General features: G+C 28.8%; 13 protein-coding genes and 1 tRNA gene. 2 read left to right on the top strand and 12 right to left on the bottom strand.

Annotation, left to right across the window (positions count from 1 at the left end; translation table 11 throughout):
* Positions 1–12: 12 nt before the first annotated feature.
* The 12 genes from IC213_RS09005 to polA form a co-directional block, all read right to left on the bottom strand.
* Positions 13–582, bottom strand: a complete 570-nt coding sequence (locus IC213_RS09005; RefSeq protein ID WP_227434072.1) for an RnfABCDGE type electron transport complex subunit G — start codon at positions 580–582, stop codon at positions 13–15.
* A complete protein-coding gene (locus tag IC213_RS09000; RefSeq protein WP_227434071.1) occupies positions 582–1,559 on the bottom strand; it encodes an RnfABCDGE type electron transport complex subunit D in 978 nt (325 codons plus the stop codon). The genes IC213_RS09005 and IC213_RS09000 overlap by 1 nt, the downstream gene beginning before the upstream one ends.
* A gap of 22 nt (positions 1,560–1,581) precedes the next feature.
* Positions 1,582–2,919 carry an electron transport complex subunit RsxC gene (gene rsxC, locus IC213_RS08995; protein ID WP_227434070.1) on the bottom strand — a complete coding sequence of 446 codons (1,338 nt, stop codon included), beginning with the start codon at positions 2,917–2,919 and terminating at the stop codon, positions 1,582–1,584.
* Between the two features lie 215 nt (positions 2,920–3,134).
* Positions 3,135–4,079, bottom strand: coding sequence for a hypothetical protein (locus tag IC213_RS08990; protein WP_227863017.1), 945 nt, complete (start codon positions 4,077–4,079; stop codon positions 3,135–3,137).
* A 106-nt stretch (positions 4,080–4,185) separates the two neighbouring features.
* The gene (locus tag IC213_RS08985) at positions 4,186–5,469 is read right to left on the bottom strand and encodes a C40 family peptidase (RefSeq protein WP_227434068.1); all 1,284 of its coding nucleotides are present in this window, start codon (positions 5,467–5,469) and stop codon (positions 4,186–4,188) included.
* Between the two features lie 131 nt (positions 5,470–5,600).
* Positions 5,601–5,972, bottom strand: coding sequence for a VOC family protein (locus IC213_RS08980; RefSeq protein ID WP_227434067.1), 372 nt, complete (start codon positions 5,970–5,972; stop codon positions 5,601–5,603).
* A gap of 232 nt (positions 5,973–6,204) precedes the next feature.
* Positions 6,205–6,804, bottom strand: coding sequence for a hypothetical protein (locus IC213_RS08975; RefSeq protein WP_227434066.1), 600 nt, complete (start codon positions 6,802–6,804; stop codon positions 6,205–6,207).
* A gap of 200 nt (positions 6,805–7,004) precedes the next feature.
* The gene (locus IC213_RS08970; protein ID WP_227434065.1) at positions 7,005–7,217 is read right to left on the bottom strand and encodes a heavy-metal-associated domain-containing protein; all 213 of its coding nucleotides are present in this window, start codon (positions 7,215–7,217) and stop codon (positions 7,005–7,007) included.
* 78 nt (positions 7,218–7,295) lie between these two features.
* Complete coding sequence (locus tag IC213_RS08965; RefSeq protein WP_227434064.1) at positions 7,296–9,014, bottom strand: ABC transporter substrate-binding protein; 1,719 nt, start codon at positions 9,012–9,014, stop codon at positions 7,296–7,298.
* A complete protein-coding gene (locus IC213_RS08960; protein WP_227434063.1) occupies positions 9,014–9,568 on the bottom strand; it encodes a lytic transglycosylase domain-containing protein in 555 nt (184 codons plus the stop codon). The genes IC213_RS08965 and IC213_RS08960 overlap by 1 nt, the downstream gene beginning before the upstream one ends.
* Entirely contained in the window at positions 9,561–10,163 is a 603-nt protein-coding gene (coaE, locus tag IC213_RS08955; protein ID WP_227434062.1) for a dephospho-CoA kinase, read from the bottom strand. Before coaE ends, IC213_RS08960 begins: the two co-directional genes overlap by 8 nt.
* A gap of 8 nt (positions 10,164–10,171) precedes the next feature.
* Positions 10,172–12,820, bottom strand: coding sequence for a DNA polymerase I (gene polA, locus IC213_RS08950; RefSeq protein WP_227434061.1), 2,649 nt, complete (start codon positions 12,818–12,820; stop codon positions 10,172–10,174).
* A gap of 339 nt (positions 12,821–13,159) precedes the next feature.
* Between polA and IC213_RS08945 the strand changes: the two genes are divergently transcribed.
* Positions 13,160–13,242 (top strand) — tRNA-Leu (locus IC213_RS08945).
* A 940-nt stretch (positions 13,243–14,182) separates the two neighbouring features.
* On the top strand, positions 14,183–15,592 hold the full coding sequence (locus tag IC213_RS08940) for an MBOAT family O-acyltransferase (RefSeq protein ID WP_227863016.1): 1,410 nt from the start codon (positions 14,183–14,185) through the stop codon (positions 15,590–15,592).
* The last annotated feature ends 7 nt before the right edge of the window (positions 15,593–15,599 follow it).

Below are 15,599 nucleotides of genomic sequence, written 5' to 3'. Positions count from 1 at the left end.
AATTAACCCTCCTTATTTATTAAGAGCACTATTGAAGACATCTATTGCAGCATTTACTCCTGTAGTAACTGCTGTAGATGTAATAGTTGCACCTGATATTGCTAATATTTGATTTTCTGCTGTTGTGCTTCCTTTTGCTACTTCAAGAGGTTCAGCAGTTTTTCCTTTGTATTGACCTTTAAATGCATCATCTTTAGCTTTTGCTCCAAGTCCTGCTGTCTCTGACATATTACCAATATCAACACCTGTAACTTGGCCATCAGCTGATATACCTACCATAACTTCAATTTCTCCACCATAGCCACTTGGTTTAGCTTTTAAAGTATATCCTACTACCTCAGAACCATCTAGCCCTTCATATACTTCAGCTATAAGACCATCTCCAAGGTCTTTATAAGTACTTTCCTTCATTTCTTTAAATTCTTTTGCTTCTGGAAGTACTGCTTTTCTAAGTTCATTGTTTGCTTGTATATTTCTTTGTTCTATTACTGGAGCTGTAACTTGATTTGTAGCTCCAAGTGCTAATGAGGCTATTGCACTTATAGCAAGTAAAGTTCCACCTAGTCTTACCATACTATTCATTATTTAGCCACCTCCCCAAACACTCTGTTTCTAACAAACTTATCTATAAGTGGTGCAAGACAGTTTACTAGTAGTATTGAGTAAGATACACCTTCTGGATATCCACCATACATTCTTATAACAGTTGTTATAAGACCTGCTAATACAGCGTATATTATTTGACCTTTCTTAGTCATAGGCGAAGTTGTATAATCCGTAAGCATGAAGAATCCACCTAACATAAGTCCTCCAGCAAACAGTTGATATATTGCAAAATTTATATTAAATCCACCTAAAAGGAATGTTAATATAAATACAGTTGCTATGTAAAATACTGGGATAACATAATTTATTATGCCTTTATACATTAGGTATACTCCACCTAATAATAATAATATTGCTGATGTCTCACCTATACATCCACCAATATTACCAATCATCATATCAGCGAGACTAATTCCATTGCTAGAAAGGTCTGCTAATCCTGCTGCTCCATTTTTCAAAAAGCTTAATGGTGTTGCAGTAGTAACTGCATCTAAATTTTTACCTATCCAGTTAACACCTGGTTGAGTCCAAGCAGTCATTGCTACTGGAAATGATGCTAATAAAAATGCTCTTGCAGCAAGTGCTGGATTGACAAAGTTACATCCAATTCCACCAAATACCATTTTAACTACTAATATTGCAAATATTCCTCCTACTAGACACATCCACCAAGGAAGTGATGCTGGTACGTTAAATGCTAATAATAATCCTGTTACAACAGCTGAAAAATCTCCTATAGTACTTTTATGCTTCATAAGTTTTTGATATAAAAATTCAGTACCTACTGTACCAAGTATACAAAAAAACATAGCACTCAATGCATTAAGTCTAAAGAAGTATACTCCTGCTACTGCTGCTGGAAGGAGTGCTATAATAACTTGTTTCATTATATATGAAGTATCTTCATTACTTCTCACATGAGGAGAAGATGATACTATCAACTTATTTTCCATCGTTTTTCCCCCTTAACTTTCTTTATTTCTGAGCAGCTTGCTTTCTTCTCTTTGCTCCTATTTCTCTTTTTGCTGATCTTATAGATTGAAGTAATGGTCTTCTTGCTGGACAAATAAATGAACAAGACCCACATTCTATACAATCCATAGCTCTATGATATTCAGCTGTGTCATAATCTTCCTTCAAAGAATATGCACTTATGAAAAGTGGTTGTAAGAATGATGGACATACATCTGTACATCTTCCACATCTTAAACAATTTTGAACATCTGGTGTACGTGATTCTTCTTCATCTAAACATAAAATCCCTGAAGAACCTTTATTAGTTGCTATTTCAGTAGTATATTGAGCTATCCCCATCATAGGTCCACCCATTATCACTTTACCAACTTTTTTATCTTCTTTAAAACCACCACATTGGTCTATTATTTCTGAGACTAATGTCCCAACTTTTGTTATTAGGTTTTTAGGTTCTTTGATACAGCTACCTGTTATTGTAGTAATTCTTTCTACCAAAGGCATACCTGTTTTAATAGATTTAGCTATTTGAGCTGCTGTGGCAACGTTGTCAACAACTGCACCTGCTGCTATTGGCAATCCGCCTGATGGAACTTCCTTACCTGTACACGCATAAATAAGTTGTTTTTCTGCTCCTTGTGGATATTTCACTTGAAGGCCAACAACTTCGATTTCACTATAATCTTTAGCTACATTTTGAATGGCTTCTATAGCATCTGGTTTATTTGTTTCAATTCCTATAAATCCTTTTTTAACATCTAATACTTTCATTAATGCTCTTAAACCAAATACAACATCTTCTGGATTTTCCACCATTAATCTGTGGTCTGCAGTTAAATATGGTTCACATTCTGCCCCATTTAATATAACTACTTCTGCTTTACTGTCTGGTGGAGGAGATACTTTTACATGGTTAGGGAATGTAGCTCCACCCATACCTACTATTCCTGCCTCTTTTATGATACCTACTATATCTTCTTTGCTCAAATCCTCTAACTGACCTTTTGGTTGAACACTTTCATGTAATTCTTCCTTGAAGTCATTTTCGATAACTACACATTGAGCTGAACCACCTGGTACTTCATGTTGTTCAATAGCAATAACTTTACCTGATACTGAAGAATGAACGTTACATGAAACGAAACCTTGCTGTTCACCTATTTTTTGCCCAAACTTTACTTCATCGCCAACTTCAACAATAGGTTTAGCTGGTGCCCCTATATGTTGTTGAAGAGGAATGTAAACTATCTTTGGAGCTTGAGCTTTTTCAAGTGCCTTTGTGTTAGAGTACTCTTTTCTATATGGAGGATGTATCCCTCCCTTAAAAGTTAAGAGTTTCATTGTTTTACCCCCTTATCTATAAAAAAACATTTTTTCTGCCTTCTATAAGTATACTATATATATTAAAAAATCTTAACAATTGTTAAAAAAATATCCCTATTTTTATAATTTATTTTATAAATCAACGCCTCTTTATTAAGTTAAAACGAGGAAAAGGATTGTCTTATTAAACAATCCTTTTCCTATAGCTTTCTAAAGTCTAAATTTTCTGTATTTTATTTTATGGAATTTATGAACAAAGAATACTCTTGCATAGATGATAAAAGTAGACTTTTACTTACACTATATTTTTCTTCATTTGCTGCTTTTGAGGCAGTATCAATTTTTTCGTTTATGTTCTTTACATAGTCAATCAAATTATCTTTAAATAAACTCATTTCAGAATAATCAATCTTTTCAGCTTCTTTTGATATATTTTGTGATATTGCCTTTCTATTTGTCAAAATAGTATTATATTTTTCCATATCTACATTATTTTCATCATTCGACCAAAAACTTGATTCTTCTTTAAAGTTTGTTATTAATTTATTTAATTCTTTGGATATACTATCTATATAAGCATAATTACTTGTATATTCTAAAGATAGCATAGGTGCATCTAAATGAGATAAAAACGCATCTGGAAATACTTTTCTTATAGAACTCATATGTTTTCTAACTTCATTTTCATCAAAAGAAGAGTATGTTTGTATTTTTTTTACTCCATCCTTCTCCATAACTGAAAAAGGTATATCACTACTAACTAATGATGTTTGTATTTTTTTCAAATCGTCATCATTATCTATTGCAGCAACTTGGATGGTATATATATCCCAGCCTTCAATAGTAGCTAATTTTACTTCTTCTGGTTCCTTGGTATTATTTACTGCTTTTTCTGAATTATTATTTTGAGTATTATTTGAATTGGTTTGTGATTTAGATTTTTTTCCATTTTTTATGGCATTTAGTTCATCAGATATATCTTTATAAGTTATATCTGATGAACTATTTAGAAATGGTATTTTAGCTGATATATACTCTAACATCTTGCTATCTTTTATTTTTGTATAAGAATAATAGCCAATCAAACATAAACAAGCAATAGTTATTATATACTTACGCACATCTATCTTATGTCTATTATTATTAAATCCTCTGTATATCGTCTTTCTTCTATTCATTAGTTTGTCCCCTCCCAAAATTATATTATTAATAAAGTATATTTTTAAGAGTCTCAATTTATGAATAGAAAACTTATTTATTTTAATTTTTTAATAAAAATTATATCTACGAAGCAAATCTTCTTGCTCCAAGCAATGCTTTAGACCAATATGAAGTAGTCAAATTGTCTACTTTAACCTTATTAGGATTAGTTTGAGTTCCACTACAATGTATAAACTTACTATTGCCTACATATATACCTACATGGTTCGTTGCTCCATCTCCGTCAGTATCAAAGTAAACTAAATCTCCTGGTGCATAGTTACCCATAGAAACTGCACTTCCAAATTGAGCTTGCTCTCTAGAAACTCTTGGTATAGAAAGTCCAACTGAGTGTTTAAAAACATACTGTGTAAATCCAGAACAATCAAACTTATCTGGACCAGATGCTCCCCATTGATATGGTATTCCAATAAGTGTATATGCAAAATCTACTACTTTTGAACCATTTACAGTCGATTTATCTGAATTTCCAATAGATGAAGAATTTGAATTACTATTAGATTGGGAATTATTATTAGATGATGAATTAGAGTTTTCTTTTAATCCTTCAGTAGTCTCAGAAATATAACTAGAACTTACCCATCCAGTTGTCCCATTTGATAATTTTACTTTATACCATCCATTACTTTTAGCTTTTAACTCAACAACATCTCCACCATTTAATTTTCCGATTACAGAATAGCTTGTCCCAGGACCACTTCTTACATTTAAACTTACAGTAGATGTTACTTTTCCCTTCTTGCCTTCAAGTGATACTTCACTAGATTGATTTTTATCAGTGTTGTTATTATTAGTAGTATTACTTGAATTAGAATCATTTGTTCCAACATCTTCTGATGTTTTTGAGATATACTGACTACTAGCCCATCCAGTAACTCCATTTGATAGCTTTATTTTATACCATCCATTACTTTGTTCTAATAACTTTACTACATCTCCATTATTTGCTTTACCAACTAATGAGTAGTTTGTACCTGCACCACTTCTTATATTTAATCTAGAACTGACATTTACTTTTCCATTCCCACTAATAGATGTTCCACTTGATGTTGAATTATTTTGATTCGAAGTACTTCCAGATGAACCACTCGTTGATATGTATTTTGAACTTCCCCAGCCAACAACAGAACTTGACACTCTTACTTTATACCAACCATTAGATTTTTCTAAAATTTCTACAGTTTTTCCCTTATATAACTTTGCTACTTTGTCACAATCAGCACTTGGCCCGCTTCTTATATTTAAAGCACTAGCTGTCACAACTCCCTTTTCAAGAGCACTTGCATGTATGGAACTAACAGATACTGCTACTGCTCCAATCCCTAAAGCCGTTATAGCTTTCTTCACTACTATCACTCCCCCCAACATATTTTTATAATCATAAATTTGTACCACTATTATCCATTTTTAACAACTATATTTTAATGATAACTTATTCTATTATTAATTGTAAAGAAATTATAATTATATTATTAAAATTAATGATTCTTAGGAAGTATTTCAATCCAATAATTATCTGGGTCCGCTATAAAATAAATTCCCATACTTTCATTTTCAAAACATATACAATCTAAGTCTTTATGAAGTTTTTTTGCCTCATCAAACTCTTCAACTTCTAAAGCCAAATGGAACTCATTATCCCCTAAATTATATGGTCTATCCCAATCTCTAAGCCAAGTTAACTCTAATGTATGGCTAGTAATCCCATCTCCTAAATAAACTAGTATAAAACTTCCATCTTCTGCTTCTTTACGCTTTACTTCTTTTAGACCTAAAGCTTTATCATAAAAATTCAAACTTTTTTCTAAGTTAGTAACATTAAAATTGTTATGGCAAAAACTAAACTTCATTTTGAAATCACTCTCCAATTTTTACTTTTTTTATATTATATCATTATTATAACTTTATTTAAATCAAATTAAGTTAAAAATTTGAATAATACTACGTAATACTTAAGTAGCATTAAATTATTTAAAAGAATATGTCAAAAAAAGAATAAGTTCTATTAAACACATGAAAAAATTGTACTCAAGTTATCTTGATTGTGTAAAATAATAGAACTTATTTTTTTAATTTTTATATTTAATTTTTAATTTTTTCTTTTATAATATAGTTTATTACTTTTTTTCTAATATCTTCAGCACTATAATCATCCTCTATTTCTATATCTAAAAGTTTTGCTATTGATTTCATATCTTCCCTAGTTTTTGACCTATAGCTTGATATCAGTTCATCTTTTATTTTCTCAGGTTCTAAAAGATATTCTTCATCTCCTCTTTTGAAAGTAACATATTTTTGAGCATATGAATTTCTATTATAGTATATATACCTTGATATTTTTCTTAAAATCTGATTATATGAAAGTCGCTTATTAACATTAAGCTTTAAGTACTCTGAAAAAGCAAATAGCTCTTTTTTTGATTTAAATAATGTTTCTTTTTTGATAGTTCTTGATATCGAAGTTACACTTTCTTGATATGCACACTTTTTTAACATTTTTAAATATACTCTATTAAGACCAATACTTTGATTGAATTTTTTTATATTATTATTAATAACTTTATCCAAATTACCTTCAAAGTATTTTTTTGCTCCTTTTTGTGATACATAACTCTCAAGTTCTTTGTGGGCCATATCAAGTATCATTTTTTTTAAATCTTCTTTATATCCCCTAGACTCCATGATACTCCCTCCCTTAGCTATTTATAGTATATTCAAAAAGTTTACGAAATGTGAATCTTTCTCGAAATTTTTTACTTTTTATGTATATATTAATTTAAAAGGGGAGATAATAGTAATGTAAAATCAAACATACTCAATCTCCCCCATTTTTAGACCTCTATTACTCCCCCAATAGAGGTCTTTTTTTATTTTATTATTTTTTATTCAATTCCTTTTAATTCAAAACCTAACTCTGCTATTACTTCTTTTAACTTATCAACTGATACATCATCTTTCATATCTACAGATGCACATTTATTTTCCAAATCTACATCTAAAACTTCAACACCATCTATATCTTCTGTTAATGCAGTTTTAAGGTGATTTACACAGTGTCCACAACTCATACCTTCTACTAATAGTTTCTTTTTCATATCAATTACCTCCTTATACCCTATAAGGGTATTTTATCACACAGTTTAAATTTTTTAAATATAAATTAGTCATTTAATTTATTTCGATTCATTTGAGCTTATATCTAAGTTAGAGATTCCCTCATATACATCAAATTCATTTGGAGTAATCTTTCCTTTTAGTCTACTATTGCTTACAATATAGTTGTTTCTAATAGCTAAACTTATAAATGTTGCATTATCCTCAACATATTTTTGTACATCTTTATAAGCTTTCTTTGTTTCAATTTCAGATGCAGAACTTGTCAGTGCAGACATGTATCCATTTAACTTATCATCAGTGTATCCGCTACTTGCTATTATACTACTTACATCTGGTACAATAGATAATTTCCATCCTACCAATGCCAAATCGTAATTTTTAGAATTAAGGGCACTTTCCATTTCTTTGTCTGATAACTGATTTATTGTATTGTTTATTCCTATAGCTTTTAGGTTTTCACTTATTATATGTGATGTTTTTAACCTCTCACTATTATCTTTATTTACTATTATTTTTAAATTCATTTCAGAAAGTCTTTTCTTTACTTCCTCTTTTTCTTTATTTTTTTTATCTTCAGCTTCTTTTTTTACTCTCTCAGCTTCTTCTTGTTCAGCCTTTTTTTGTTCTTCTGCAGTAAGTTTCTTTGTATTTTTTTTAGTTGATTTTTTTTGTTTTTTATCTACCTTATCATTTTTTGGATTCACTGCATTTATATTTGCATATTCTACTTTATTAAGATACTCAATCGCTTTATCTTTATTGTACTCTAAATCTTTCACATCACTGCTATAATATTTTGATTTTGAGTTAAGTGGAAAATTAACAGGAGTTGCATCATCCATATAACCTTCACTAATAATTCTACTTTTATTTATAGAATGTGCAATTGCTTTTCTAAAATTGACATCCTTAAAAAAAGAATTATTGTAATTAAATAATACACATTCATAATCTCTACCTTGATATTTTGTTATATTAAACTCTTTTTCTTGAAATTTGCTCAAATCATTCAGCGTAACATTTGTTATATCACTATCAAGAGCCATAACCATAGATGTTCTAGCATCTTCGTTAGGAACCATTCCTACTTTTACATTTTTCATAGCTTTAGGAACTTCTTCATAGTAATCCTTATTCACAGATAAAATCATTCCTTCTCTTTCTGTATATGATTCTATTTTATATTTCCCATTTCCTATCATATTATTATTTTTGTCATTTACATCTTTTGAATCTAAATGATTTTGAGATACTATTGGAAATATTAAACTATCAATAGAAAAAGCATACTTAGCTTTAAATTTTATTGTAAAATCTTTATCTGATTTAATATTTACAGAAGCTATATTTTTTGTAAATTCATTATATGGACTTTCTGCACTTTTTTGAATTAAACCAATTGTATAATTTACATCATTTGAAGTAACTTCTTTTCCATCATGCCATTTTGCATCGTTTAATTTTATATCTATACTCATTCCATCTTGAGCTATATTGTACTCCTTCACTAATTGAGGAGTTACATTATAGTTTTCATCTATTGTAAACAAGCCATCATAGATTAAGTTCATTATGTAGCCAACAGACTTATCAGTATTTGTTATAGGGTTTATAGTCTTAGGAGTCACCATCGTTAAGTTTATATACTTGGCATCTATAGAGCTCTGACTTTTAATACCTGATTCACTGCTACTTTCTTTTGTTTTAGTATTACTACAACCAACTATCATAAGAGTTATAGCTAAAATTACTGTTAAGACTTTTATTTTCTTCATTAGTTTTTCCCCTTCTCGCCATATATCTTATTATAATTTTTATAATTATTTTTTACTTTTTCTACATACTTTGAAGTTTGTTCAAAGGGTATATCATGTAGATTCTTTCCATCTTTACTATATTCATTATTTTCTAACCATTTCTTTACATTACCTGAGCCACCATTATATGCAGCTATTACTAAATCCAATGAACCAAATTCTTTATATAATTTATTTAAATACCAACAACCAATTCTTATGTTGGTTTCTGGGTCAAAAATATCAATATTTTCTAGATTCAGTTCTTCCGCTCCCCAATCTCTAGTTATGTCTAATATTTGCATTAACCCTTTGGCCTCTTTTTTTGAAACAGCAGAGCTATTAAACTTACTTTCTGCTTTTATGACACTGTAAACTATATTTTCATCTAAATTAAATTCTTTAGAATATTTTTCTACATACTCTGAGTATTTTTTAGGATACAAAAACTTATGTATTATTTTGCTTTCCATTAATAGTGCCCCAAATAAGATTATAAAAATAGATAGAACCAATACTTTCTTATTATTCACGCCAATTCTCCTTCATGTATTCAATAAATTTGTATACTTTATTCTCTAATTCAGTTATTGTTCCCGAATTATCTATTATATAATCACCATATTTGGATTTTTCTTCCTGACTCATTTGTGAATTTATTCTACTAAGTGCTTCTTGTTTACTACAATTATCTCTCTTTTGTATTCGGCTAATTTGTACTTCTTGTTTACAAGTAACCACTAATAGCTTATCTACTATTTCCAAAAATCCACTTTCTACTAATATTGCTGCATCTAATATTACTATCTTTTCGTCTTTTTTTCTAGCTTCTTCTATATCACTTATTATTTTTTCTCTTATTATTGGATGTGTCAGATTATTTAACTCATTAAGTTTTTCTTCATCATTAAAAACTATTTTCCCAAGAGCTTTTCTATCTAAAGTTCCATCATCCTTTTTTATATTTCGACCAAAATGTTTAAATACTTTTTCTAATAACAACTCATCCTCAAAGATTTGTCTAGATATAATATCTGCATCCACTATAGTAATGTTAAATTTTCTAAATATATTCGATAGGCTGCTTTTTCCACAGCCTATTCCTCCTGTAAGTCCTAATATCAACATAAAATCACCTACTTTGTCTCATACCAAGAACTACCAACATTTAAATCTACATCTAAGTGAACATCCATATTTACAGCATTTTCCATTTCATCTTTTACAATCTTTTTAACTATATCTATTTCATCGTCAATTGCTTCAACTATCAATTCATCATGAACTTGTAGTATAAGCTTTGATTTCAAATCATTTTCTTCTAACTTTTTGTGAACATTTATCATAGCAATCTTTATTATATCTGCTGCACTTCCTTGTATTGGTGCATTCATTGCAAATCTCTTTCCTCTATTTCTCTCCATAAAATTGCTAGATTTTATTTCTGGTATATATCTCCTTCTGTTTAAGATAGTCACAGCATAACCATCTTCACTGGCCTTTTCTACTGTAGTGTCCATAAACTCTTTTATCTTATGATACTTAGCAAAATAACTTTCTATATACTCTTTTGCTTTTGGCACAGGTATATTTAAATCATCAGCCAATCCAAAATCACTTTTACCATATATAATACCAAAGTTTACTGCCTTAGCTGCACCTCTTAATTCACTAGTTACATCTTCCATAGAAACATTGAAAACTTGTGAAGCTGTTTTAGTATGAATATCTTCATTATGTTTAAATGCTTCTATCATATTTTCATCTTGACTCATATGTGCAAGAACTCTAAGTTCTACTTGTGAGTAATCGGCATCAACTAGCTTACAATTTTCATCTGCAATAAACACCTTTCTTATTTTTCTACCCATTTCCATTTTTATAGGTATATTTTGAAGATTTGGTTCTGTAGATGAAATCCTTCCAGTAGTTGTTATAGTTTGATTAAATGATGAATGAATTCTATTACTTTCTGGATTTATTATGTTTAGAAGACCTTCAACATAAGTAGAATTCAGCTTTACTATTTGTCTATACTCAGTTATTTTGTCTATTATTGGATGTTTATCCCTTAATTTTTCTAAGACATCCGCATTAGTTGAGTATCCAGTCTTGGTTTTTTTGATTATTGGAAGTTCTAATTTTTCAAACAATATAACACCTAACTGTTTTGGTGAATTTATATTAAATGGCTCTCCTGATAATTCATAAATTTCCTTTTCTAGTGTAGAAATTATTTCTTTAAACTCAATACTTAGGTCATCTAGTATACTCTTATCTACTTTTATACCTTCATACTCCATATGTCCTAAAACTTCCACCAAGGGCATCTCTACATGGTAAAAAAGACCATCCATACTCATATCGATTAAACTTCTTTCCATCATAGGAATTGTTTCTTTAACTGTGCAGATTATTTGCCCCATATACTCTGCCAAATCTTCAAATTCTAAATCTTCGTAGTTCTTAGATTTAACACCTTTACCTAGTAATTCTTCTTTTGATTTAACTTTTTTTGATAAGTATTTCATAGCTATAGCACTACAGTCATATGATGTAGATGAGGTAGAATCTATTAAATACTCCGCTATTGTTATATCAAAATTTATATTTTCCAAGTTTATATTATATGGCTTTAAAGATATATAATCATCCTTTAAATTATATCCAAACTTCTTTATTTCTTTATTTGAAAGTATACCATCTAATTTTGTTACTTCATCTGAATCTATATAATATATTTTTTCTCCATCTACACTTATAAAGATATATATTATATTTTTTTCAAGTATATTACCTTGTCCTCTAACAGTTTTTAAAATAACTTGTCCTTTTTTATTTACTTCATCTATAAATTTATCTATATCTTTTAATTTTAATATTTCTATTTTTTCTTCTACTTGTTCATTATCATCTGAGTCAACCAAGTCAACTAATCTTGATAAAAGGCTTGTAAATCCAAAATATCTAAACTTATCTAAAAGTTCATCTTTATCATAATCGCCAAAAATCATACTATCCAAATTTACTTCAATTGGTACATCCCTTATAATTGTTGCAAGTCTTTTGCTTTGAATAGCTATTTCTTTATTTTCTTCTATCTTCTTTTTTACGCTTCCTTTAAGTTTATCTGTATTTTCTATTAAATTCTCTATACTAGAAAACTCTTTTATAAGTTTTATTCCTGTTTTTTCCCCTATTCCAGGTACTCCTGGTATGTTGTCTGATTTATCTCCCATAAGTCCTTTTAAGTCAATAAACTGAGTTGGAGTCATTTCATATTTTTCAATTACAGAGTTAAAGTCATATTCTTCAACTTCTCCTACACCTTTTTTTGTTATAAGAGTAGTCGTCTTATCTGAAGCAAGTTGAATGGCATCTTTGTCTCCAGTTACTATGTATACTTTATATCCATTATCCTCTGCTTTTTTAGAAACAGTTCCTATAATATCATCTGCTTCATAACCATCTATTTCTAATCTATTTATTTTAAATTTATCTAAAAGGTCTTTTAGTGGCTGTAATTGCTCTGCTAATTCATCTGGCATTCCCTTTCTTCCTGCTTTATAATCTTTATACTCTAAGTGTCTAAATGTAGGTGCTTTTCTATCAAAAGCTACACTTATATGTGTTGGTTTATATATATCTATTATTTTAAACAACATTGTCGTAAATCCATATATAGCATTAGTTTTTAAGCCTTCTTTATTATTCATTTCTGGCAAAGCGTAAAATGCTCTATTTATTATTGAATTTCCATCTATTATAATTAATTTTTTTTCCAAATTATATCACTCCTAAAGATTCTCTATTTTTGTAACATATATATTATATACCAATATGCTATTATTTAATATTCCCATAATAATAATAGTATATTAAAATTAAATATGTTGCAAACAATATATTTTTTTGCTATAATAATAAACATGACATGACCGAGTGGTGGAATTGGTAGATGCAATTAACTCAAAATCAACTGTGTTGATTCATAAGTTTTCATGAGGAAAAGCTAGTATTTATGATATTTTGACAGTTTGATGAGTGCTTTGTATTCAATATTCCTCTTGCATATTCTTGGAAAATCTGGTAGGATATACAAGTAGTTCGGATTTAAAATATAAGCCGCTGTGGCGGAACTGGCAGACGCATACGACTCAAAATCGTACGGGAAACCATATGGGTTCGAGTCCCATCAGCGGCACCAATAAAAAAAACTCTTTAGTATATACTAAAGAGTTTTTTTTATTGTAATATTTTTTCATCTTTGTTTCTAGCCTTGTATAAGTATAAATACCATAGGCATGACTTCTTGAACTCCTAAAACATATCTAAACAAAGCAGGATTTTTTATGTATTTACTTAATAAATCCATACTTCTTATCATATTGATTTTTTCCCAATCTCTAAAACTTTTCCCTCTCTAAAAATATTTATAATCAATCATCATTATTCAGTATAACGATTCGATATTATTTTAAAGTATTTGTCATTTAAAACAAACTTGTAATAAAAGCATATCTGAAAGTATTCTGACTCCAATACTTAATAAAGAGTTCTTTTTACAATTATAGATATAAACAACATCTATCTTAATGGACTGTATAGAGCTACAACCAAAGGCAAACACATATAGTTAAACAATGTGTCCGTGATTTTTCTTTATTATTTTATCATAATAGCTTTATTAATCCATTATAACATTACATCATTTTAAAAAAATTATATAAGAAGTCAAAATTTACATATATATTAATAAAACTTGTAAAAACACAGCTAAATTTGTACAATTAAGTACTTAAAACTTGAAAATACTTACTTTGCTATATATTTTAGATAAATATATAATTTATTTAGTTAAGAAAGGAAGTTGTAAATATAAAAGATAATTTAAAAATAACACTAAAATACATAAAAAGTTATAAAGCTAGATCTTTAACAATTGCTCTGAGTATAATTCTTGCTACATCAACTTATTGTTGGTATTGGTACTCTCTCAAGAAGTGCTCAGCAAGCAGTGGTAGTTAAATAGTATGGGCTTAAAATCAGAAATAAATCAAGACCTCACTCTTAATATATATATTATTAATTTTAGTTGTTTTATTTATTATTCATTTATTAAATAATAAAAAGATAAGGAGTCTAATATGATATTCAGTAGTTTAATATTTTTATTTTTATTCTTTCCAGTCACACTCATTTGCTATTACTTGGCAAATTCTAAGTATAAAAATGTTGTGTTACTTCTAGCAAGTATTGCCTTCTATGCATGGGGAGAACCAAAATATATTTTTTTGATGATGCTATCAATAATAGTAAACTATATATTTGGTATTAAAGTTTCTGACAGTAAAGATAAGAAAATATGGGTTGTGCTTTCTGTGATTTACAATATATCCATTCTTGGGATATTCAAGTATAGCAATTTCTTTGTAGATAATATTAATTTTTTATTAAACACAAATATAACTATACCTGAAATTAAATTACCTTTAGGTATCTCATTTTTCACATTTCAGATAATGAGCTATGTAATAGATGTATATAGAAATGATGCTAAAGTTCAAAGAAAATTAACTAACCTAGCATTATACATAAGTTTATTCCCTCAGCTTGTAGCAGGTCCTATTGTTAGATATCAGACTGTGGCAGATGCCATTGAACATAGAGAACATAATTGGTATAAATTTACTCAAGGCGTAAACAGATTCGTTATTGGTCTTGGAAAAAAGGTAATTTTAGCAAATCAATTAGGTATAATTGCAGATGATGTATTTAATAAGTCATCTGGAGATTTATCAAGACTTGATGTGTGGCTAGGTGTAGTTTGCTATACACTTCAAATATTCTATGACTTTAGTGGTTATAGTGATATGGCTATTGGTTTAGGTAAGATATTTGGATTTAATTTTTTAGAAAATTTCAACTATCCATATATCTCTCAAACAGTATCTGAGTTTTGGAGAAGGTGGCATATATCTTTAAGTACTTGGTTCAAAGACTATGTATATTTCCCATTAGGTGGAAATAGAGTTTCTAGATTAAAACTATATAGAAATCTATTTATAGTATGGTTTTTAACTGGCATGTGGCATGGAGCTAATTGGACTTTTATTATATGGGGTCTATATTTTGGAATATTAATATCAATAGAAAAAGTATTTTTAGAAAGGTTGTTATATAAAATGCCAAGAATCATAAGACACATGTATTTACTTTTTATAGTCATGATTGGATGGGTATTTTTTAGAGCAGAAGATTTACCAAAAGCTATTAAGTTTATAGGTATTATGTTTGGTTCTGGCAATTATCCACTTGTCAGTAATGCATTCAATGTATTTATAATTGAATATTGGTATATAATTGTTGGAGCAATCATTCTATCAACTCCTATTGTAGAAGTTATAAAGTCATTAGTAGTTAAGAAGAAGAAAAATACACTAAATAGCACAATGTGTCAAGTTACTAATGCGGCTTTCATAGTTGTTTGCATGTTTATTGTAATGGTAATGTTAAGTAGCTCAACTTATAATCCATTCTTATACTTTAGATTCTAATTTTGGA

Origin of the sequence: Clostridioides sp. ES-S-0049-02 (assembly GCF_020658465.1) — a bacterium.
Classification (GTDB): Bacteria; Bacillota; Clostridia; order Peptostreptococcales; family Peptostreptococcaceae; genus Clostridioides.
This window is presented reverse-complemented; position numbering and strand designations above follow the sequence as displayed.